The sequence below is a fragment of the Pseudomonas rustica genome, from assembly GCF_049959085.1.
Classification (GTDB): Bacteria; Pseudomonadota; Gammaproteobacteria; order Pseudomonadales; family Pseudomonadaceae; genus Aquipseudomonas; species Aquipseudomonas rustica.
The window spans coordinates 457,846-479,804 of sequence record NZ_CP188200.1 but is presented as its reverse complement, the minus strand read 5'-3'; the positions used below and the strand labels follow the sequence as shown (position 1 = coordinate 479,804).

General features: G+C 59.9%; 19 protein-coding genes. 3 read left to right on the top strand and 16 right to left on the bottom strand.

Annotation, left to right across the window (positions count from 1 at the left end):
• Nucleotides 1-280: 280 nt before the first annotated feature.
• From ACP3TY_RS02340 to ACP3TY_RS02330, 3 genes are all read left to right on the top strand, one after another.
• Nucleotides 281-502 (top strand): hypothetical protein, encoded by a 222-nt coding sequence (locus tag ACP3TY_RS02340; RefSeq protein WP_053123621.1) that lies wholly within the window; start codon nucleotides 281-283, stop codon nucleotides 500-502.
• A 194-nt stretch (nucleotides 503-696) separates the two neighbouring features.
• Nucleotides 697-2,013 (top strand): OprD family porin, encoded by a 1,317-nt coding sequence (locus ACP3TY_RS02335; RefSeq protein WP_426619174.1) that lies wholly within the window; start codon nucleotides 697-699, stop codon nucleotides 2,011-2,013.
• A gap of 135 nt (nucleotides 2,014-2,148) precedes the next feature.
• The gene (locus ACP3TY_RS02330) at nucleotides 2,149-3,657 is read left to right on the top strand and encodes a sensor domain-containing diguanylate cyclase (RefSeq protein ID WP_426619173.1); all 1,509 of its coding nucleotides are present in this window, start codon (nucleotides 2,149-2,151) and stop codon (nucleotides 3,655-3,657) included.
• Nucleotides 3,658-3,808: 151 nt separating this feature from the next.
• On the opposite strand, the gene lpxC is transcribed toward ACP3TY_RS02330, so the two are convergent.
• The 16 genes from lpxC to mraZ form a co-directional block, all read right to left on the bottom strand.
• Nucleotides 3,809-4,720: a UDP-3-O-acyl-N-acetylglucosamine deacetylase gene (lpxC, locus tag ACP3TY_RS02325; RefSeq protein WP_008082763.1), complete on the bottom strand. Its 912-nt coding sequence runs from the start codon at nucleotides 4,718-4,720 to the stop codon at nucleotides 3,809-3,811.
• Nucleotides 4,721-4,832: 112 nt separating this feature from the next.
• Nucleotides 4,833-6,029 carry a cell division protein FtsZ gene (gene ftsZ / locus ACP3TY_RS02320; protein ID WP_053123624.1) on the bottom strand — a complete coding sequence of 399 codons (1,197 nt, stop codon included), beginning with the start codon at nucleotides 6,027-6,029 and terminating at the stop codon, nucleotides 4,833-4,835.
• 105 nt (nucleotides 6,030-6,134) lie between these two features.
• Entirely contained in the window at nucleotides 6,135-7,394 is a 1,260-nt protein-coding gene (gene ftsA / locus ACP3TY_RS02315) for a cell division protein FtsA (protein WP_053123630.1), read from the bottom strand.
• Nucleotides 7,395-7,409: 15 nt separating this feature from the next.
• Nucleotides 7,410-8,276, bottom strand: a complete 867-nt coding sequence (locus tag ACP3TY_RS02310; protein ID WP_053123632.1) for a cell division protein FtsQ/DivIB — start codon at nucleotides 8,274-8,276, stop codon at nucleotides 7,410-7,412.
• A 4-nt stretch (nucleotides 8,277-8,280) separates the two neighbouring features.
• Nucleotides 8,281-9,255, bottom strand: a complete 975-nt coding sequence (locus ACP3TY_RS02305; protein ID WP_159815072.1) for a D-alanine--D-alanine ligase — start codon at nucleotides 9,253-9,255, stop codon at nucleotides 8,281-8,283.
• Nucleotides 9,252-10,712 carry a UDP-N-acetylmuramate--L-alanine ligase gene (gene murC, locus ACP3TY_RS02300; protein ID WP_053123636.1) on the bottom strand — a complete coding sequence of 487 codons (1,461 nt, stop codon included), beginning with the start codon at nucleotides 10,710-10,712 and terminating at the stop codon, nucleotides 9,252-9,254. Before murC ends, ACP3TY_RS02305 begins: the two co-directional genes overlap by 4 nt.
• On the bottom strand, nucleotides 10,705-11,775 hold the full coding sequence (gene murG, locus ACP3TY_RS02295) for an undecaprenyldiphospho-muramoylpentapeptide beta-N-acetylglucosaminyltransferase (RefSeq protein ID WP_426619172.1): 1,071 nt from the start codon (nucleotides 11,773-11,775) through the stop codon (nucleotides 10,705-10,707). Before murG ends, murC begins: the two co-directional genes overlap by 8 nt.
• Nucleotides 11,765-12,982: a putative lipid II flippase FtsW gene (gene ftsW, locus ACP3TY_RS02290; protein ID WP_053123640.1), complete on the bottom strand. Its 1,218-nt coding sequence runs from the start codon at nucleotides 12,980-12,982 to the stop codon at nucleotides 11,765-11,767. Before ftsW ends, murG begins: the two co-directional genes overlap by 11 nt.
• Nucleotides 12,979-14,325, bottom strand: coding sequence for a UDP-N-acetylmuramoyl-L-alanine--D-glutamate ligase (gene murD / locus ACP3TY_RS02285; protein ID WP_426619171.1), 1,347 nt, complete (start codon nucleotides 14,323-14,325; stop codon nucleotides 12,979-12,981). The genes ftsW and murD overlap by 4 nt, the downstream gene beginning before the upstream one ends.
• A gap of 5 nt (nucleotides 14,326-14,330) precedes the next feature.
• On the bottom strand, nucleotides 14,331-15,413 hold the full coding sequence (mraY, locus tag ACP3TY_RS02280; protein ID WP_008082775.1) for a phospho-N-acetylmuramoyl-pentapeptide-transferase: 1,083 nt from the start codon (nucleotides 15,411-15,413) through the stop codon (nucleotides 14,331-14,333).
• Nucleotides 15,413-16,780, bottom strand: coding sequence for a UDP-N-acetylmuramoyl-tripeptide--D-alanyl-D-alanine ligase (locus ACP3TY_RS02275; protein ID WP_400652403.1), 1,368 nt, complete (start codon nucleotides 16,778-16,780; stop codon nucleotides 15,413-15,415). The genes mraY and ACP3TY_RS02275 overlap by 1 nt, the downstream gene beginning before the upstream one ends.
• Nucleotides 16,773-18,236 (bottom strand): UDP-N-acetylmuramoyl-L-alanyl-D-glutamate--2,6-diaminopimelate ligase, encoded by a 1,464-nt coding sequence (locus tag ACP3TY_RS02270; RefSeq protein WP_212545539.1) that lies wholly within the window; start codon nucleotides 18,234-18,236, stop codon nucleotides 16,773-16,775. The genes ACP3TY_RS02275 and ACP3TY_RS02270 overlap by 8 nt, the downstream gene beginning before the upstream one ends.
• Nucleotides 18,236-19,975, bottom strand: a complete 1,740-nt coding sequence (locus ACP3TY_RS02265) for a peptidoglycan D,D-transpeptidase FtsI family protein (protein ID WP_178124211.1) — start codon at nucleotides 19,973-19,975, stop codon at nucleotides 18,236-18,238. The genes ACP3TY_RS02270 and ACP3TY_RS02265 overlap by 1 nt, the downstream gene beginning before the upstream one ends.
• A complete protein-coding gene (gene ftsL / locus ACP3TY_RS02260) occupies nucleotides 19,975-20,268 on the bottom strand; it encodes a cell division protein FtsL (protein WP_053123650.1) in 294 nt (97 codons plus the stop codon). Before ftsL ends, ACP3TY_RS02265 begins: the two co-directional genes overlap by 1 nt.
• Nucleotides 20,265-21,212: a 16S rRNA (cytosine(1402)-N(4))-methyltransferase RsmH gene (gene rsmH / locus ACP3TY_RS02255; RefSeq protein ID WP_371926024.1), complete on the bottom strand. Its 948-nt coding sequence runs from the start codon at nucleotides 21,210-21,212 to the stop codon at nucleotides 20,265-20,267. The genes ftsL and rsmH overlap by 4 nt, the downstream gene beginning before the upstream one ends.
• The gene (mraZ, locus tag ACP3TY_RS02250) at nucleotides 21,209-21,664 is read right to left on the bottom strand and encodes a division/cell wall cluster transcriptional repressor MraZ (protein ID WP_008147486.1); all 456 of its coding nucleotides are present in this window, start codon (nucleotides 21,662-21,664) and stop codon (nucleotides 21,209-21,211) included. Before mraZ ends, rsmH begins: the two co-directional genes overlap by 4 nt.
• Nucleotides 21,665-21,959 lie beyond the last annotated feature (295 nt).

The following is a 21,959-nucleotide window of genomic DNA, read 5'->3' as shown; positions in this document are numbered from 1 at the left end:
CCTTCGGCAGCTCCTACAGGTGTTCCCCTCGACGATCGTTCCCACGCTCTGCGTGGGAATGTATCCAGTGACGCTCTGCGTCACAGGGACGCGGAGCGTCCCGGGCGGCATTCCCACGCAGAGCGTGGGAACGATCAACCGGTGATCACCCTGCAGAAGGGGGTGATCTTTGCTTTTGCTGTAACAGTCATTTATGAAAATCGCGCTGTTTCCCATCGCTCGGCAACCTTATCTTTGCCCGCACCAAACAGCACACTCGCCAAGCGAGAAGGTTTTCAAGATGTCCAACAGTATGGGTATTGCCAGCGCTTTCGTTTTGTCCTCATTGATCCTGTCGCCAATGGCGATGGCTGAAGAATCCCACGCGTTCGTGGCGCAGAATTCTGCCCGCGCTCAAGCGTATGACCAGCATCAGGCAGAAATGATGGCCAAGGCCAAAGACGCCACGCAGGCCCCTCAGGCTGCAACTTCCCAGGCTCAATCGCTGGAAAAAGACAGCTGAGTCGCGCATCGCTCCGTTTCCCTCGACGCGGTTGTTTGGCTCTTCCCGTTCAACCGTCGTCATTCCAGGCCGCTGCCTTTCAGCGGCCTTTTTTCGTTGTGGTCTGAAAGCCGTTTGGTTCGTCTGTAACAACAAGAAACATCGAGCACCTCAAAATACAGAGGCGCCAGTTGACCCAAGGAGCTCCATTGCACGTGCGTTACCCAGTCCGTTTCACTCCGTTGTTCATTGCAATTGCCGCAACGATTGCCCCCGCCGTTCACGCCGACGAGCCTGCGAAAGAAGGTTTCATCGAAGGCTCAAGCCTCAACCTCAACGCCCGCAACTACTACATGAATCGCAACCGCATGCAGCAGGCGGACGACAACATTGAGTGGGGCCAGGGGTTTCTCGGGATCTTCCAGTCGGGTTACACCGAAGGCACGGTCGGTTTCGGCATTGATGCCCACGCCATGCTCGGCCTGAAACTCGACGGCGGTGGCGGCACGGACGGCTCAAGCATCCTGCCGATCAGCGATGGCAACGGCAAAGCGCCGGGCTCGTTCTCAACAGCGGGCGGTACGTTGAAAATGCGTGCGTTCGATACCGAGTTGAAGGCTGGTGATCTGTTCCTCACCAACCCGGTGATCGCGGGCGGTGACACGCGCATGCTGCCGCAGACGTTTCGTGGTGTCAGTCTGAGCAACCATAGCTTCGACGGCTGGTTGATCGAGGGCGGTCAGGCCAGTTTCACCAAGCCGTACAACCAGAGTGGTCACACACGCATCGGCACCTCTTACGGGACGTTGGCCGAGGGCGACGAAAGCCAGCATCTGAACTGGGCTGGCGTGGCGTGGAGCGGTGTCGAGGGTTTGACCAGCAGCCTGTACGCGTCCGAACTCAAGGACATCTGGAACCAGTACTACTACGACCTGGATTACACCTGGCAGTTGAACGATCTGGTCAGCCTCAACCCCGGCCTGCACTTCTATCACACGCAAGACACCGGCGATGCGCTGCTCGGCGACATCGACAACAACACCTACAGCCTGCATTTCACCGTCGGTATTGGCAGCCACAGCGTTACGGCGGCGTATCAACGGGTCAACGGCAACACGCCGTTCGACTACATCAGTCAGGGCGACAGCGTTTATCTGGATAACTCGCAGCAGTACTCGGACTTCAATGGCCCGAACGAGCGTTCGTGGAAGCTCAAGTACGCCTATGACTTTGCCGGTGTGGGTTATCCGGGGCTGACGTCAGCGGTGTCGTACTCGCGCGGGACGGTGGATTTGACCAAGGTTGATCCGGATAGCCAGGGTTACTCGAACTGGTACAGCGCCGAGGGTCGCAATGCCAAGCATTGGGAGCGCGATATCGATTTGAAGTACGTGGTGCAGAGTGGCCAGGCCAAAGATCTGGCGGTACGCCTGCAATGGGCGACCAACCGCGGTGGCAATGGTTACGGCGCAATTGATACCGACACCGACGAATACCGCGTGATCATCGACTACCCGATCAACGTCTTCTAAGATCAGTTAACACTGAACCTGTAGGAGCTGCCGAAGGCTGCGATCTTTTGATCCTGATTTTTAAAAACAAGATCAAAAGATCGCAGCCTTCGGCAGCTCCTACGCTTAGAAGATCCCCCAACCGATAACCCGATCATGATCGCGAGCCGTACCCCTCCCGTTTCGGGCAAGACCGGACGCCCCGAGCTGCTGCTGATCTGCGGCAGTTTGCTCAGCGTGATCGCGATTTTAGCCATCGTCACTTTTCTGCTGATCCGCGAGCACGCCAACGCTCGGCAATCCGCCACCCGCAGTGCGACCACCATTGCTCAGTTGATCGACGCCGACGTGCTGCGTACCGTCGAACTCTACGACCTGTCTCTGCAAGGTTTGATCACCGCCGCCCAGCGCGATGATCTGCAAAACGTGTCGCCGGAAATCCGCCATCTGGCGCTGTTCGACCGCTCCACCACTGCGCGCTTCAAGGGCGATATTCTGCTGCTCGACAAACACGGCGATGTTCTTGCTGACTCCTCAAGAGTCGAGCCGAAACCGGGCAACTTCGCCGACCGCGATTACTTCCTCGCCCACGCCTTCAACCGCGATGTCGGCATGTTCATCAGCCGACCGTTCAAGACCCGTTGCGACTGCGACGAAGCCAATCAATGGCGTATCAGTTTCAGCCGACGCATTTCCTCGGACACCGGCGAATTCGTCGGGGTGGCGGTGGCGTCGATGAAGCTCGACTATTTCGATCAACTGTTCAAAAGCCTCGACATCGGCAAAGGCAGCACGCTGAACATCATCGACGATGACGGTGTGCTGCTGGCGCAGAAGCCCTATCTGCAAAGCGATTCGATCGGTAAAAGCTTCGGCAACCGGCCCAATGTCATCCGGATTTTGCGCGACAAGGATGGCAAGGGCAGTTTCAGCAGCACGTCGAGCATGGATCATCAGCAGCGCCTCTATACGTACTCGCGGGTGGGCAATTTACCGCTGACGGTGATGGTCGCGCTGTCCAGCGATGAGGTGTTTGCGACGTGGCGGCGTACGGCGATGTTGATCAGTGGCGCCACCGGGGTGTTGTGTCTCGGTCTGTTGTGGCTGACCTGGCTGCTCGCCCGCGAACTGCGTCGACGTCAGCGCGCTGAACGTGAACTGGCGCAACTGGCCGCCACCGATGCGCTGACCGGTGTCGCCAATCGTCGGATGCTTGATCAATCACTGCGTCACGAGTGGTTCCGCGCGCAGCGTTCGGGCAAACCGATGTCGGTGATGATGATCGACGCCGACCATTTCAAGGCGTTCAACGACCAGCACGGGCATCAGGCCGGCGATCAGGCGTTGAAGGCGTTGGCCAAGGTGATTACGGACAATGTGCGGCGACCGGCGGATCTGGTGGCGCGGTATGGCGGCGAGGAGTTCTCGGTGATTCTGGCTGAGACTGACAGCCAGGGCGCGCAGCAGATTGCCGAGCATATTCGGCAGGCGGTGGAGCAGTTGCCGCGGGTAGCAGGGGCTGATCGGCCGATGACGGTGAGTATCGGCATTGCGACGTGGACGGCGGCGAGTGAGATGACGCTGGAGCAGTTGTTGTTTGTCGCGGACAAGGCGTTGTATCAGGCGAAGGAAGGCGGGCGCAATCGAGTGGTGGTGGCTGCCTGAAGATCAAAAGATCGCAGCCTTCGGCAGCTCCTACATTGGAATGCGGTTCCTGTAGGAGCTGCCGAAGGCTGCGATCTTTTGCTTCTGAAAAAAGGAGCATAAAAAAAGGCCATCCGAGGATGGCCTTCAAAAAACTAGAGAGGTTTTTTACTTACACCGCCGCAACCGGGCGCATGTAAGAGATTGGTGCGGTGCTGGCGTCATCGAACGTCACCACTTCCCAAGCATCTGTTTGCTCAATCAACTTGCGCAACAGCTGGTTGTTCAGTGCATGACCGGACTTGAAGCCTTTGAACTCACCAATCAGGCTGTTACCCAAAAGGTACAGGTCGCCAATGGCATCGAGGATCTTGTGCTTCACGAATTCGTCTTCATAGCGAAGGCCGTCTTCGTTCAGTACGCCATCGGCATCGACCACGATTGCGTTTTCAACGCTGCCGCCGAGTGCGAGGTTGTGCTTGCGCAGGTACTCGATATCACTCATGAAACCAAAGGTACGGGCGCGGCTGACTTCTTTTACGAACGAAGTGCTGGAAAAATCCACGCTTGCACTTTGGGTGCGGTCCCGGAAAACCGGGTGATCGAAATCGATCTCGAAGCTCACCTTGAACCCTTCGAAAGGGACGAAAGTGGCGCGCTTGTCGCCGTCTTCCACTGTCACTTCACGCAGGATGCGGATGAATTTCTTGGCGGCGTCCTGTTCTTCCAGGCCTGCCGATTGAATCAGGAATACGAAGGGTCCAGCGCTGCCATCCATGATCGGGACTTCGGACGCGGAGAGCTCGACGTAGGCGTTATCGATGCCCAGGCCAGCCATGGCCGAGAGCAAGTGCTCTACCGTGTCCACTTTGACGTCGCCATTGATCAGCGTCGTCGACATAGTGGTTTCACCGACGTTTTCCGCGCGGGCAGGGATCTGCACCACAGGGTCGAGGTCAGCGCGACAAAACACAATGCCAGTGTCGACAGGCGCAGGCTTGAGGGTCAGATAGACCTTCTCACCGGAGTGCAGGCCTACACCTGTGGCACGGATAATATTTTTCAGTGTGCGTTGTTTAATCATGGCTTGGGCCGCTTCAGCGCAAATTGCGAACTGGTATCAACAAAGGCTGGCGATAATAGCAGACCGAGCCTTTGCTGAACACCAATCACCTTCATAGCCCTGATACATTCCATCAATCGGCCTGACGACGCAGGAATGCCGGGATGTCCAGGTAGTCCAGGTCATCTTGCGGATTCATCTTCGCGGCAGCCGCAGCACCGGCCTGAGCCTGGTTGCGCATGACGGTCGGACGATCCAGATCACGGTAATTTACCGCTGGCGCTTCCTGACGGGTCGGAGCCGGTTGTTGTACCTGAGCGGTCGACATGGAGGTATGAACGGTATTGTCGATGACCTTCACAGGCTTCTCGATTTTTGCGCCCAGACCGGTAGCAACCACAGTCACGTGCAGCTCGTCGCGCATGTCCGGATCGATAACGGTACCGACCTTGACCATCGCATGCTCGGAAGCGAAGGCTTCGATGATCGAACCTACGTCGGAGTACTCACCCAGGGACAGGTCAGGACCGGCGGTGATGTTCACCAGAATGCCGCGTGCGCCTTGCAGGTTCACGTCTTCCAGCAGCGGGTTACGGATTGCCGCTTCGGTGGCTTCACGTGCACGGTTCGGACCGCTGGCGCAGCCAGTGCCCATCATTGCCATGCCCATTTCGCTCATCACGGTACGCACGTCGGCGAAGTCGACGTTGATCATGCCCGGACGCTTGATGATGTCGGAGATACCGCGAACGGCACCGGCCAGTACATCGTCAGCCTTGGCGAAAGCCGACAAGAGGCTTGCGTCTTTACCGAGGATGGTCAGCAGCTTCTCGTTAGGAATGGTGATCAACGAGTCGACGCTTTCGGACAGCATGCGGATGCCTTCATCGGCGATCTGCATACGCTTGCGGCCTTCGAACGGGAACGGACGAGTCACGACCGCAACGGTCAGAATGCCCATTTCCTTGGCCACTTCGGCGATGATCGGTGCAGCACCGGTACCGGTACCGCCGCCCATGCCAGTGGTGATGAACACCATGTTGGTGCCCTGCAGCACTTCGGCAATACGCTCACGGTCTTCCAGAGCAGCCTGACGGCCGACTTCCGGGTTCGCGCCGGCGCCGAGGCCTTTGGTCACGCCAGTGCCCAGTTGCAGGATGGTACGTGCGCCGATGTTTTTCAGCGCTTGAGCATCGGTGTTGGCGCAGATGAATTCAACGCCTTCGATGTTGCTCTTGACCATGTGGTTGACAGCGTTGCCGCCGCCACCGCCGACACCGATAACTTTGATTACCGGGCTTGCGGGGATGTTGTCTACGAGTTCGAACATTTTCCCTCTCCTTACATTCTCTAGTTTTTTTCGCCTACTGCATGTTTGTTGCGGTGCATCTACTGCTACTGCTTGCCGCTCGAAGCTTGACGCTTCCAGCTGCGTTTAAAAGTTGCCTTGAACCCACTTCTTCAATCGATCCAGCAACGGCGCCTGTGGCTCTTCGTTGCTGTAGCTGTCGCGGCTGCCGATGCCCGAGAACGAGATCCCGTCGGACTGCTTTTGCAGGCCGTACATCAACAAGCCAACGCCAGTGGAATAAATCGGGTTGCGCACCACGTCATCCAGACCTTTGACGCCGTGCGGCACGCCCAGACGAACCGGCATATGGAAGATTTCTTCGGCCAGTTCAGTCGCGCCTTCCATCTTCGAAGTACCGCCAGTCAGCACGATGCCGGCCGGGATCAGGTCTTCGTAGCCGCTGCGACGCAGCTCGGCCTGAATCAGCGTGAACAGTTCGTCGTAACGCGGCTCGACCACTTCGGCCAGGGCCTGACGCGACAGTTCGCGCGGTGGACGGTCGCCGACGCTTGGCACCTTGATGGTTTCACCGGCACCGGCCAGTTTCGCCAGGGCGCAGGCGTAGCGGATTTTGATTTCTTCGGCGTACTGAGTCGGGGTGCGCAGCGCCATGGCGATGTCGTTGGTCACCTGATCACCGGCAATCGGGATCACCGCGGTGTGACGGATCGCGCCTTCGGTGAAGATCGCGATGTCGGTAGTACCGCCGCCGATGTCGACCAGGCACACGCCCAGCTCTTTCTCGTCGTCGGTCAGTACCGAGTAGGCCGAGGCCAGTTGCTCGAGAATGATGTCGTCGATTTCCAGACCGCAGCGACGCACGCATTTTTCAATGTTCTGTGCAGCGTTGACGGCGCAGGTGACCACGTGAACCTTGGCTTCCAGACGCACGCCGGACATGCCCAGAGGTTCGCGAACGCCTTCCTGGTTATCGATCACGTAATCCTGCGGCAGGGTGTGCAGCACGCGCTGGTCAGCCGGGATCGCTACAGCCTGAGCAGCGTCGAGTACGCGCTCAAGGTCGGCCGAGCTGACTTCGCGATCACGGATCGCGACGATGCCGTGGGAGTTCAGGCTGCGGATGTGATTGCCCGCCACGCCGACGAACGCCGAGTGAATGCGGCAGCCCGCCATCAGTTGGGCTTCTTCGATCGCACGCTGGATCGATTGCACGGTGGACTCGATGTTCACCACCACGCCCTTCTTCAGGCCACGGGACGGATGGGTACCGATCCCGACGATTTCCAGCGTGCCGTCGTCGGAGACCTCGCCGACCAGCGCCACCACTTTGGAGGTGCCGATATCGAGACCGACGATCATTTTGCCGCTTTGCACGTTTGCCATGGGTCCTGCCTCTTCTTAATTCTTTGCGACAGCGGGTTGGGCTGTCGTCGGCGCTACAGGTTCCCGCCAGCCAACAGCAAGGCCGTTGGCGTAGCGCAGATCGATGCGCGCAATGTTCGTAATCTGGTCTTTAAGCGTCTTGTCATAGATGGCGATAAAGCGGCGCATCTTTTCCACCAAATTGCCGCGTCCCAGCAGCAGCTCGATGCCGGGGCCGGAACTGCCGGCACCGGTGGTCAGGAACCAGCTCCCGCGTTCACGCAATTCCAGGCGTGCAATCGAGAAGCCCAACGGCCGCAGCATCTGGCTCAGCACCTGATACTGCTGCATCACTTGCTGCTGGGCCCGTTGTGGGCCGAACAGCTGTGGCAGGTGTTCGTAGTTCGCCAGTTCCTTTGGCGTAAACGCCTGGCCCTGGTTGTTCAGCAACGACTCGTCACCCCAACGCGCCACCGGCAATTGCTCTTCTAGGCGGATCACCACTTGATCCGGCCACACCCGACGTACTTCGGCATGGGCGATCCAGGGCATCTGCTCAAGCTCGGTGCGCATCCCGGCCAGGTCGATGGTGAAGAAGCTCGACGCCACGTACGGGGCGATGCGCTGCTGCACTGCTTGCTGGCTGATGTAGCTCAGGTCGCCCTGCACGGCGATCTTGGTGATCGGCCGGTCGGCGTACGGCAGCAAACGCGTTGCCCCTTCGTACGTACCAAAGCCCAGCACAACCAGCAGCACCGGCCAGAACAGGCTTTTCAGAAAACCAAAATTGGCTTTCGGCAGGCGCGCGGACATCGGCTCTTTCGCCACCATTCGGCTGGCACCCCGCGGTACCGGCTTGCGGCCGGGTGCGGGTGGCTGATGTCTGAGCTGAGCGCCTTGCATGGTCTTAACCTCGCGCCTCTTGGGTGACTGCGCCTTCAACACTGGCGGCCAGAATGGCCAGTACCAGTTGCTGGAAATCCAGACCGGCAGCACGGGCCGCCATCGGCACCAGACTGTGATCGGTCATGCCCGGTGCGGTGTTCACTTCCAGGAACCAGAACTGCCCGTCGGCGTCCTGCATCACGTCCGCCCTGCCCCAACCGGCAATCCCCAGCGCCTCACTGGCCTTGGCCGTGAGATCCATGAGTTCCTTTTCCTTGGCGGCATCCAGCCCGCACGGAATGCGGTACTGGGTATCGTTGGCGATGTACTTGGCGTCGTAGTCGTAAAACGTGTGCGGTGTACCCAGGGCGATTGGAGGCAACACCTGGTCACGCAGGGTGGCGATGGTGAACTCCGGACCTTGAATCCATTGCTCAACCAACACTTGCGAATCGTAGGTACTGGCCGCTTTCCATGCGTCGATCAACTCGGACGCAGAACTCACTTTGGCCATCCCGATACTTGAACCTTCATGGGCCGGTTTGACGATCAAAGGGAAGCCCAGTTCCGTCGCCGCAGAAATACAATCGGCTTCGCTGCACAGCACGGCGTGACGCGGCGTCGGAATCCCGAGGCTGTGCCAGACCTGCTTGGTGCGCAGTTTGTCCATCGCCAGTGCCGAGGCCAGAATGCCACTGCCGGTGTAGGGAATGCCGGCCACTTCGAGCAGGCCCTGCATGGAGCCGTCTTCACCGCCACGGCCGTGAAGAATGATGAAGGCGCGGTCGATTTTTTCACTCAGCAGACGTTGCAGAATGTCGGCGCCAACGTCGATACCGAACGCGTCCACGCCAGCGCTCTGCAGCGCGTCGAGTACAGCGTTACCGGATTTCAGCGAAACCTCACGCTCGGCACTCAAGCCGCCGAAGAGCACGGCGACGCGGCCGAAGTCTTTCGGCGCGATGGTGGAGAACAGGTTGGCGTAGGCAGCAGTCATTTCAACTTCCCCTCGACCGACGCCGCCACGGCGCCAGCGAACAATTCACTTTTCAACAGCTTCGGCGCGAGACCGCCGATATCTCCCGCGCCCTGGCACAGCAGGATGTCGCCGGCACGCAACAGCGGCTTGACCAGCGGTGCCAGATCAACGCCACGCTCGATGTAGATCGGGTCGAGCTGACCGCGCTGACGGATGCTGTTGCACAGCTTGCGGCTGTCGGCGCCCGGGATCGGCTCTTCGCCGGCCGGATAAACTTCCATCAGCAGCAGCACGTTGGCGTCGGCCAGTACATTGACGAAATCGTCGTACAGGTCGCGGGTGCGGCTATAACGGTGCGGTTGATACACCATCACCAGACGGCGTTCCGGCCAGCCACCGCGTACGGCTTTGATCACTGCTGCGACTTCGGTCGGGTGGTGACCGTAGTCATCGACCAGCATCACGTGGCCGCCGTCCACCGGCAATTCGCCGTAAACCTGGAAGCGTCGACCGACACCCTGGAAACCCGACAGGCCCTGAACGATGGCTTCATCGCTGACGCCCTCGTCGGACGCAATGCAGATGGTCGCCAGCGAGTTGAGCACGTTGTGGTTGCCCGGCATGTTCACGGAAACGTCCAGCGGCTCGCGGTCAGGGCGCAGCACGGTGAAGAAGGTTTGCATGCCTTGCTGACGCACATTGATCGCGCGGACGTCAGCGTCTTCGCTGAAGCCGTAGGTCACGGTCGGACGTTTCACCAGCGGCAGGATTTCGCGCACGACCGGATCGTCCAGGCACATCACGGCCAAACCGTAGAACGGCAGGTTGTGCAGGAACTCGACGAAGGTTTTCTTCAGTTTGTTGAAGTCACCGTCGTAGGTCGCCATGTGGTCGGCGTCGATGTTGGTGACCACGGCCACCAGCGGTTGCAGGTGCAGGAAGCTCGCGTCGCTTTCATCGGCTTCGGCGATCAGGTAACGGCTGGTGCCGAGCTGGGCATTGGTGCCCGCAGCATTCAGACGACCACCGATGACGAAGGTCGGATCCAGACCACCGGCGGCGAACACCGAAGCGATCAGGCTGGTAGTGGTGGTTTTGCCGTGCGTACCGGCGACGGCGATGCCGTGGCGATAGCGCATCAATTCGGCGAGCATTTCGGCCCGCGGCACTACCGGGATGCGACGCTCAAGGGCGGTCGCGACTTCCGGGTTAGAGGTGTTCACAGCGCTCGACACCACCAGTACATCGGCGGTCGCGGCGTTCTCGGCACGGTGGCCGATGAAGATCTGCGCGCCGAACGATTCCAGACGCTCGGTGACCGGCGAAGCTTTCAGGTCGGAACCGGACACTTCGTAGCCCAGGTTCAACAACACTTCGGCAATACCGCACATGCCCACGCCGCCGATACCGACGAAGTGGATGCGACGGATGCGGCGCATCTCCGGTTGCGGCATGGCTTTCTGATTCTCAACCATGGGCCACCTCCAGACAGGTATCGACCACGCTACGGGTGGCATCGGGTTTCGCCAGACGGCGGGCCGCTTGGGCCATATCTTCGAGTCGTTGCGGTTGCATCAAGACCTCTGTCAGGCGCGCGGCAAGATCCGCGGCACCAGTCGTTCTTTGCGGCATCAGGAAGGCTGCGCCTTCACGGGCCAAATAATCGGCGTTGCGGGTCTGGTGATCGTCGATCGCGTGGGGCAAAGGCACCAGCATCGAGGGCAGACCGGCGGCAGCCAGCTCACTGATGGTCAACGCGCCTGCGCGGCACACCACCAGGTCGGCCCAGCCATAGGCTTGGGCCATGTCTTTGATGAACGGCTGCACCTGCGCTTCGACGCCGGCGGCGCGGTAGCGCTCTGCAGTCACTTCATCGTGGTTTTTGCCGGCCTGATGAAACACTTCCGGGCGCAAATCGGCAGCGACTTGGGCCAGGGCTTCAGGCAGCAATTTATTCAACGGTTCTGCGCCAAGGCTTCCGCCAAGGATCAGCAAACGCGCTTTGCGACCAGCCAGAGCCGGGCGCAATGTTTCGAGGAACAGCTCGCTGCGCACCGGGTTTCCGGTGGTACGGCGGGTGTCCGACAGAGTAAAGGTGTCGGGGAACGCTTCACACACCCGGGCGGCGAACGGCACCAGCAACCGATTGGCGGTGCCGGCCACAGCGTTCTGCTCGTGAACGATCACCGGCACGCCGGCCAGTTTCGCGGCAAGCCCGCCGGGACCAGTCACATAACCACCGAAACCGACCACACACACTGGTTTCAACTGGCGAATGATCGCCCGCGCCTGCCACACCGATTTCAGCAGCATGAACGGCGCCTTGAGCAGCGACAGCTTGCCCTTGCCGCGCAAACCGCTGGCGTTGATGCGGTGCAGTTGAAGACCTGCGCCCGGCACCAGTTCGTTTTCAATTCCGCGCGGCGTGCCGAGCCAGTGCACGGTGTAGCCACGCGCCTGAAACTCGCGGGCACAGGCCAGCGCCGGGAACACGTGACCACCGGTTCCGCCGGCCATGATCAATACGTTAGCGCCCATGATTCGGCTCCTCAGCGAAGTCGCTCTCATGGAATTCCATTTCTTCACTGCCCAAGTGGGTTCGACTCTCCCACTCGATCCTCAATAACAAGCCGAGGCAGGCACAGCAGATCACCAACGAACTGCCGCCGTAACTGAGGAACGGCAAGGTCAGACCCTTGGTTGGCAGCAGGCCGACGTTCACCCCGATGTTGATCAGGAACTGACCAATCCACAGGAACGACAAGCCGTAGGCCACATAAGCTGCGAAATACTGTTTGGCTTTCTCCGCCCACAAGCCGATGTACATGCCGCGAATACACACGAACACGAACAGGGCCACGGTGCACAGCGAACCGACCGCGCCCAGCTCTTCAGCGAGAACCGAGAACACGAAGTCGGTGTGCGCTTCCGGCAGGTAAAACTGCTTCTGCACGCTGTTGCCCAGACCCACGCCAAGCCATTCACCGCGACCGAAGGCGATCAACGCTTGCGACAGTTGATAACCGGCGCCGAACTGGTCAGCCCACGGGTCAGCGAAGTTAGTCAGACGCGCCATACGATACGGCTGCATCTGAATCAGCAAGACCACGGCCCCGACCGCCAACACCACCATCAGCGAGAAGCGGAACAGCCCGACCCCGCCAAGGAATAGCATTGCCGCCGCAGCGCCCATCATCACGACGGTGGCACCGAAGTCCGGCTCCATCAGCAACAGACCGGCCATCGGCAGCAGCACGATGAACGGCTTGAAGAAGCCCATCCAGCTCTCGCGCACTTCTTTCTGACGCCGCACCAGATAACCGGCGAGGTAGATCACCACGAATACTTTGGCGATTTCGGACGGCTGCACGTTGAAGAAGCTGAAACCGATCCAGCGCATCGAACCGTTCACTTCTCGGCCGATGCCGGGGACGATCACCATCACCAGCAAGCCAAACGCACCCAGCAACATCAACCAGCCGAGGCGCTGCCAGGTAGCAATTGGAATCATCATGGTGATGACACACGCGCCCAAACCCAGCACCACATATATAAGGTGGCGAATCATGTAATACAGCGGACTGCCCGACTGCGCCGCCGCCACTTCGGTGGACGCCGAGGCGATCATGATCAAACCGAGACCGAGCAGCGCCAGGCAACCGGCGAGCATCGGGAAATCGAGGTCGATACCGCGCCCGGTGATGATCGGCGACGGATACGGTTTGATGATATTGCGCAGGCTCATGCCAATTCCTCCACAGCGCGGACGAACTGGTGACCACGGTCTTCATAATTCTTGAACATGTCGAAACTGGCGCAGGCTGGCGACAGCAGCACCACGTCACCCGGCTGGGCAGCGGCGCGGCATTGCGCGACGGCGTCGACCAGCGAGGTCGCGCGAATCAGCGGCACGGCATCGCCGATGGCGGCGCCGATCTTGTCGGAGTCGCGGCCCATCAGGATCACGGCGCGGCAGTTGGCCGCCACCGGATCACGCAGATCGTTGAATTCGGCACCCTTGCCATCGCCACCGGCGATCAGGATGACCTTGCCGTCGATGTCCGCGCCCAGGCCTTCGATGGCAGCCAGTGCGGCGCCGACGTTGGTGGCTTTGGAATCGTTGTAGTAGGCCACGCCGTCGAGATCACGCACCCACTGGCAACGGTGTTCGAGACCGGCGAAGTTGCGCAGCGCCCCGAGCATCGCATCGAACGGCAGGCCGACCGCATGACCGAGTGCCAGCGCCGCGAGGGCGTTGGACTGGTTATGCGCGCCACGAATCTTCAATTCGCGCACTGGCATCAGGTTTTGGAATTCGAAGGCCAGATACTTCTCGCCGTCTTCTTCGCGGATACCGAAGGCTTTGAAATCAGGTTTAGTCAGGCCGAACGTCCAGCATGGCTGGCCTTCGCCCATCAACGGACGGCTCAGCGCATCCTGACGGTTGACCACGAACTGCTTCGCGCCACGGAAGATCCGGTGCTTGGCCAGGTGGTACGCCGGCAGGCCGCTGTAGCGATCCATGTGGTCTTCGCTGATGTTCAGCACGGTCGCCACTTCAGCGTTGAGCTGGTCAGTGGTTTCCAGCTGGAAGCTCGACAGCTCCATCACGTACAGCTCGATGTCGTCGCTGAGCAAGTCCAGCGCCGGGGTGCCGAGGTTGCCGCCGACGGCGACGCGTTTGCCCGCCGCAGCCGCCATCTCGCCGACCAGGGTGGTGACGGTGCTTTTCGCGTTGGAACCGCTGATGGCCACGATCGGCGCCTGCGCGTTACGCGCGAACAGCTCGATGTCGCCGGACAGTTTCACGCCACGGGCCGCAGCGGCTTGCAGGGCCGGGGTCGCCAGTGCCAGGCCGGGGCTCACGTAGAGCTCGTCGGCACGGCAGAGGAATTCGACGTCCAGCTCGCCACAACGCACTTCCACGTGCGGATAGTCACGCTTGAGCGTGGCCAGTTCCGGTGGATTTTCCCGCGTGTCCGCCACGGCAAACGACGTGCCCCGGTTCGCCAGGAAGCGAACCAGGGACATGCCGCTCTTGCCGAGGCCGACAACGATGCGGAAGTGGTCAGAAGCGATCAGAGACACTCGTTCTACCTCAGCTTCAGGGTGGCAAGGCCAACCAACACGAGAATCACGGTGATGATCCAGAAACGGACAATCACGCGCGGCTCGGGCCAGCCCTTGAGTTCAAAGTGGTGGTGTATCGGTGCCATGCGGAACACACGGCGACCGGTCAGCTTAAAGGACGCAACCTGAATGACGACTGACAGGGTTTCCATCACGAACACGCCGCCCATGATGAACAGGACGATTTCCTGACGGACGATCACCGCAATGGTGCCCAGTGCCGCGCCGAGTGCCAGGGCACCGACGTCGCCCATGAACACTTGCGCTGGATAGGTGTTGAACCAGAGGAAGCCCAATCCGGCGCCAATCAGCGCGCCGCAGAACACGATCAGTTCGCCCGCGCCCGGCACATAAGGGATCAGCAGGTATTCAGCGAATTTCACGTTACCCGACAGGTAGCAGAAGATGCCGAGGCCACCGCCAACCATCACAGTGGGCATGATCGCCAGACCATCGAGACCGTCAGTCAGGTTGACCGCGTTGCTTGAACCGACGATCACAAAGTAAGTCAGCACGATGAAGCCCAGGCCCAGCGGAATGCTGTAGTCCTTGAGCATCGGCAGGATCAGCGTGGTTTCCACCGGGGTGGACGCGGTCATATAAAGGAAGATCGCCGCGCCGAGGCCGAACACCGACTGCCAGAAATACTTCCAGCGGCTCGGCAAGCCACGGGAGTTCTTCTCGATGACTTTGCGGTAATCGTCGACCCAGCCGATGGCGCCGAACAGCAGGGTCACCAGCAACACAGTCCAGACGTAGCGGTTGCTCAAGTCAGCCCAAAGCAAAGTGCTGACGCCGATCGAAGACAGAATCAGCGCGCCGCCCATGGTCGGGGTGCCCGACTTGGACAGGTGCGATTGCGGGCCATCGTTACGCACGGATTGCCCGATCTGACGGTTCTGCAGGGTGCGGATCATCCACGGGCCATAGCACAGCGACAAAACCAGCGCGGTCAGCACACCGAGAATCCCGCGCAGGGTCAGGTACTGAAAGACCGCGAAGCCTTTGTAGAACTGTTGCAGATACTCCGCTAGCAGCAGCAGCATTAATGTTTCTCCAGACTGGATCCGCACAGAGCCGCAACGATGTTTTCCATCGCTGCACTGCGCGAACCCTTGATCAAAATAGTGGTGTTTGTGTCCTGCTCGGCGTCGAGGGCCTGGATCAGCTCGGCTTGCGTGCCGAAGTGATGCGCCTGTTCACCGAATGCGTTGACGGCGTGAACCATGTTTGGCCCGACGGCGTAAAGCGCGGAAACCTTGCCCCGGGCGTACTCGCCCACGTCGCGGTGCCCCTGCTCCGCCCAATCGCCCAACTCGCCGATATCCCCGAGCACCAGGACGGTGCGGCCGGAAAAGCCGGCGAGTATATCAACGGCCGCGCACATCGAGGTGGGGTTTGCGTTGTAAGTGTCATCGATCACGCGCATGCCGTTTTTCGCCAGTTGCGCGACGGTGCGACCCTTGACCGGTTGCACCGCGCCAAGGCCGGTGGCGATGCCGAACAGCGACACGCCCAAGGCGTGAGCGGCAGCGGCAGCGGCCATGGAATTGGCGACGTTATGGGTGCCGAGCAGGTTCAGTTGAACGCGTTCGACACCTTCAGGTGTGTGCAGATTGAAGGCCGGGCAACCACGGGCATCGGTGGTCAGGTCGCTGGCGTAAAAGTCCGCCTGCGTGTTGCTCAGGGCAAAGGTCAACACCTTGCGACCGGCAGCGCGGGTCTTCCAGATACCGAAAGCCTTGTCATCGAGGTTGAGCACGGCGATGCCATCGGCCGCCAGCCCTTCGATGATTTCGCCTTTGGCTTCGACGATTTTTTCCGGGCCGCCGAACTCACCGACGTGAGCGGTGCCGGCATTGTTCAGAATCGCTACGTGCGGCTTGGTCAGCCCGACGGTGTAGGCGATTTCACCCAGACGCGAGGCGCCCAGTTCGATCACGGCCGAGGTGTGTTCCGCGGCCAGTTCGATCAAGGTCAGCGGTACGCCGAGGTCGTTGTTCAGGTTGCCGCGAGTCGCCAGCACCGGGCCGCGCGTGCGCAGAATGCTTGCGAGCATTTCCTTGACCGTGGTTTTGCCGCTGGAACCGGTCACCGCCGCTACAGGCTGAGTGAACGCGGCGCGATTCAAGGCGCCTAACTGGCCAAGGGCCTGACGGGTGTCCTTGACCAGCAATTGCGGCAAGGTGCTGTCGGCGACTTCACGCTCGACCAGCGCAGCCACCGCGCCTTTGGCGGCGACGTCATTCAAATAGTCATGACCGTCGAAACGCGGGCCGGTCAGCGCAATAAACAGTTGGCCTGGCTGGATCGCACGGCTGTCGATGCTGACGCCGTCGAAGCTGGCATCGCCGGCGATCAAACGGGCATCGAGGGCGTTAGTCAGTTCGCTGAGTTTCAGGGCCTTAAGCATGGGCCACCTCCCAAGCGGTCAGGGCATGATCAGCCTCGACCAGGTCGGAGAAAGCGTGGCGCTCGCCGTTGATTTCCTGATAGTCCTCGTGACCTTTACCGGCCAGGACGATCACGTCATCGGCCGACGCGCCGGCAATCAGTTGTGCAATCGCCTGACCACGGCCGGCGACGAAGGTGACTTTATCCACAGCCGTGAAACCGGCGCGGATGTCATCGAAAATCACTGCCGGATCTTCAGTACGCGGGTTGTCGTCGGTGACCAGCACCTGATCGGCCAGACGCTCGACCACTTCGGCCATCAACGGACGCTTGCCGCGATCACGATCACCGCCGCAGCCGAACAGGCACAGCAGTTGACCTTTGACGTGCGGGCGCAACGCAGTCAGTACTTTTTCCAGTGCGTCCGGGGTGTGGGCGTAATCGACCACCACCAACGGTTGCGTGCCACCGCCAAGACGCTGCATGCGTCCGGCCGGGCCTTCGAGTTTAGGCAGCACTTTGAGAATTTCGTCGAGCGCGTAATCCAGACCGAGCAATGCGCCGACCGCAGCCAGCACGTTGCTCAGGTTGAAGCGACCGAGCAGCGTGCTGCGCAGATGATGTTCGCCCTGCGGCGTGACCAATGTGGCGCGCACACCGTGGTCGTCGAACTGCGCTTCGCGGCAATACAAATAGGCGCTGCTGTCGAGCAGGCTATAGGTGATCAAGCGCGACTCACGTTTTTCAGCGGCCAGTTGCCGGCCAAAATCATCGTCGAGGTTGACCACGCGGCACTTCAAATCATTCCAGGCGAACAGCTTGGCCTTGGCCTCAGCGTACGCCTGCATGGTGCCGTGATAATCCAGATGATCACGGGACAGGTTGGTCATCACCGCGACGTCGAACGCCAGTGCAGTGACGCGGCCCTGATCCAGACCGTGGGACGAGACTTCCATGGCCACGGCTTTGGCGCCAGCCTTTTTCAGGTCGCCCAATGTCGCTTGTACGGCAATCGGGTTCGGCGTGGTGTGCAGACCGCTTTCCAGTGCGCCATAGAAGCCGGAACCCAGCGTGCCGACGATGCCGCAATGCTGGCCGAGCAAATCCAGCGCCTGCGCAACCAATTGGGTCACGCTGGTCTTACCGTTGGTGCCGGTCACGCCCACCAGGTTCAGGTGATGACTTGGCTCACCGTAAAAACGCCCGGCGATGTCCGACAGTTGCGCAGCCAGGCCTTTGACCGGAATCAATGGCACGTCAGTGATCGGCAGCACAGTGGCGCCTTCGACTTCATAAGCTACAGCGGCAGCACCGCGTTGCAATGCATCAGCGATGTGCGCACGGCCATCAAATTTGCCGCCCGGCACGGCGAGGAACAGATCGCCAGCGCGTACGTTACGGCTGTCCAGCGCCAATTCACGGATCAACAGATCGTGGCCGGCGTGGGGGAATATCTTGTTCAGACTTAATGACATCAGCCGCGCCCTCCATTGGCTTTCAGCGGTATGACCGGGGTGGCGTTGGCCTGTTGTGTCGCCGGCAGATTGTCCGGGGTCACGTTCATCAGACGCAGGGTGCCGGACATCACGCGGCTGAACACTGGCGCCGATACCAGACCACCGAAGTAGCCGGCCTTGCTTGGTTCGTCGATCACCACAACGATGGCGTAACGCGGATCGCTCATCGGGCCGAAACCGGCGAACAGCGAGCGATAGGAGTTTTCGGCGTAGCCCTTGGTACCCACCGACGTTTTACGTGCAGTACCCGACTTGCCGGCCACGTGATACGCCGGCACCTGCGCACGGAATACACCGCGCGGTGCTTCGATCACTTGGGTGAGCATGCCTTGCATGGTTTTCGCGACGGCTTCCGGCAGCACTTGCGTAGTCTGCGGCGGCTTGTCGGTTTTGATCAGGGTCAGCGGCGCGAGACGACCGTTGTTGGCCAGCGCAGAGAAGGCGTGCACCAGCTGAATCGCGGTCACGGAAATACCGTAGCCGTAAGACAGGGTTGCGGTTTCTGCCTTGCGCCACTCACGGTAGTTCGGCAGGTTGCCGACGCGCTCGCCCGGGAAGCCGAGGCCGGTGTCCTGGCCGAGGCCGACTTTCTGTGCCAGGCGATAAATGGTTTCGCCGCCGATATCGAACGCGACCTTACTCATGCCGACGTTACTGGAATTGATCAGGATGCCGGTCATGTCCAGCACCGGACCTTCGGTTCTCGAAACGTCTTTGATGGTGTACTTGCCAATCTGCAAAGTACCCGGATACACCTCGACGGTGTCGGTCGGTTTCCAGCGGCCGGATTCGATCGCGGCGCTCATCGAGATGGCTTTCATGGTCGAACCCGGCTCGAACACGTCGATCATTGCGCGGTTACGCATCATCGCCGGTTGCAGGTTGCGACGGTTGTTCGGGTTGTAGGTCGGCTGGTTGACCATGGCGAGGATCTCGCCGGTCTTCACGTCCATGATCACCAGACTGCCGGCCTTGGCGCCGTTTTCGATGATTGCGTTACGCAACTCGCGGTTGGCCAGATATTGCAGACGCAGGTCAATGGACAACGCCAAGGGCTTGCCGGCCTTGGCGTTTTTGGTGACCTGGACATCCTTGATCAGCCGACCGCGCCGATCCTTGATGACCTGCCGTTTGCCCGGTACACCGGCGAGCCACTCGTCGTAGGCGAGTTCGACGCCTTCACGACCGTGGTCGTCAATGTCGGTAAAGCCAACCATGTGCGCAGTGACTTCACCGGCCGGATAGAAGCGGCGGAATTCTTCGATGCCGTAAACGCCTGGCACTTTCAGATCAAGCACAGCCTGGCCCTGCTCGGGGGTCAGCCCGCGCACCAGATAAATGAATTCTTTGTTGGCCTGAGCTTCGAGACGCTCGGTCAGGGCTTTCGGATCCTGACCCAGGGCTGCCGCCAGCGCCGGCCATTTCTCTTTGGCCGACTGCATTTCCTTGGCGTTGGCCCACAGGGTGGTCACCGGGGTACTGACGGCCAAAGGCTCGCCGTTACGGTCGGTGATGAGACCACGGTGAGCCGGAATCGGGATGTGACGCAGACTGCGTGCGTCGCCCTGACCTTTGAGGAAGTCACGGTCAACCACTTGCAGGTCGATGATGCGCCAGCAGATTGCTGCGACCATCACGCCGAGCAGTGCCACCATCAGGCGGAAGCGCCACGGGAAGAGTGCGCCTTCGAGTTTCATCATGGCGCCACCATCTTCACGTCAGCCGCGCCCGGAATGTGCATTTTCAATTGTTCGCTGGCCAGCACTTCGATCCGGCTGTGCGCGGTCCAGGTGCTTTGTTCAAGAATCAAACGGCCCCACTCGGCCTGCGCCTTGTCGCGCACGCTGAGTTCGTTATAAAGATTGTTGAGCAACTGGCGGTTCCAGTGCGCGCTGTAAGACACGCCGATGGCCGACACGAGCACGCCGATAAACAGCAGCAGCATCAAAAAGCTGCCGCCAGGCAATGGCTTGGCGAAAAGCTTGCTCACCGCAACTTCTCCGCGACGCGCATGACGGCGCTACGGGAACGTGGGTTGGCTTTGAGTTCGGCGTCGGAGGCCGTCTGCGCTTTGCCATGGACTTTGATTTTCGGTTCGAACGCTACGTGACGAACCGGCAGGTTGCGCGGCAGGTTGTCGGCTTCGCCTTTCACCAGTTTGCGCATAAACAGTTTGACGATGCGGTCTTCCAGCGAGTGGAAGCTGATCACCACCAGACGACCACCGATTTCCAGTGCGTCCAGCGCGGCTTCGAGGCCGGCTTCCAGATCGCCCAGTTCGTTGTTGACGTGAATGCGCAAACCCTGGAACGCACGGGTGGCCGGGTTCTTGCCCTTTTCCCACGCCGGGTTGGCGACCTTGAGCACTTCGGCCAGATCGGCGGTGCGCTCGAACGGCGTGATATCGCGACGTTCGGCAACGGCACGAGCCATGCGACCGGAGAAACGTTCTTCGCCGTATTCCTTGAACACCCGGGCGATTTCTTCGGCCGGTGCGGTGTTGACGAATTCGGCAGCGCTGATGCCACGGGACGGATCCATGCGCATGTCCAGCGGACCATCGTTGAGGAAACTGAAGCCGCGTTCAGCGTCGTCGAGCTGCGGCGAAGAGACGCCGAGGTCGAGCAGAATGCCGCTGACCTTGCCGCTCAGACCCTGTTCGGCAACCACCGAACCGAGCTCGGCAAAGCTGCGCTGCACAACGACAAAGCGGCCGTCTTCGGCCGCTAGCGTTTGCCCGGTGGCAATCGCTTGTGGATCTTTGTCGAATCCGATGAGACGACCATCTGTTCCGAGCTGGCTGAGGATCAGCCGGCTGTGTCCGCCGCGACCGAACGTACCGTCCAGATAGCATCCATCAGGACGTACGGCGAGAGCCTCCACGGCTTCGTCGAGCAGTACGGTGATGTGGTTAAAGCCGCTATCAATAGTCACAGGATCAAATCACGCAGTTCATCAGGCATGGCGCCCGGTTGTTGAATAGCAGCAAGGTCAGCGGCAGATACCGCGTCCCATGCATCCTCGTCCCACAATTGGAACTTGTTCAGTTGGCCTACCAGCATCGCGCGCTTATCGAGCTTGGCGTATTCGCGCAGACGCGGTGGAACCAGAAAACGACCACTGCCATCGAGTTCGAGATCGACGGCATTACCAATCAATAAACGTTGCAGGCGACGGTTCTCTTCGCGAAGCGAAGGAAGTGCGCGCAACTTGGTTTCAATAATTTCCCACTCATCGAGCGGATAGACACACAGGCATGGATCAACGGCATCAATGGTCACGATCAATTGGCCGGAACTACGCGAAACGAGCTCGTCGCGGTACCGGCTCGGCATAGCGAGACGGCCCTTTGCATCGAGACTGATAGCGTTAGCTCCGCGAAACACGTCAGCGTTTCTCCAATTTTTATCGTTTTGAGCTCAAAAAACCCACTTCATGCCACTTTTCGCCACTTGCGCACACTATAGGAATGCGCCCACCACACCGTCAAGGCGCGGAGTAAAGGAAAACCCTTACAGAACGGAGATTTAGGAACATAAAAGGAGGGGTAACGACAAATTGGCGGATAGTTTTGACCAATAACTTGATGCAGCACTGGAAGCTGCGCTCGGAAGTTAAAGTAATTTGTTAAGAGTAAGATTTTTTCGGTATTACAAAAGCGCTTCTGCTGTTGATTGAAGC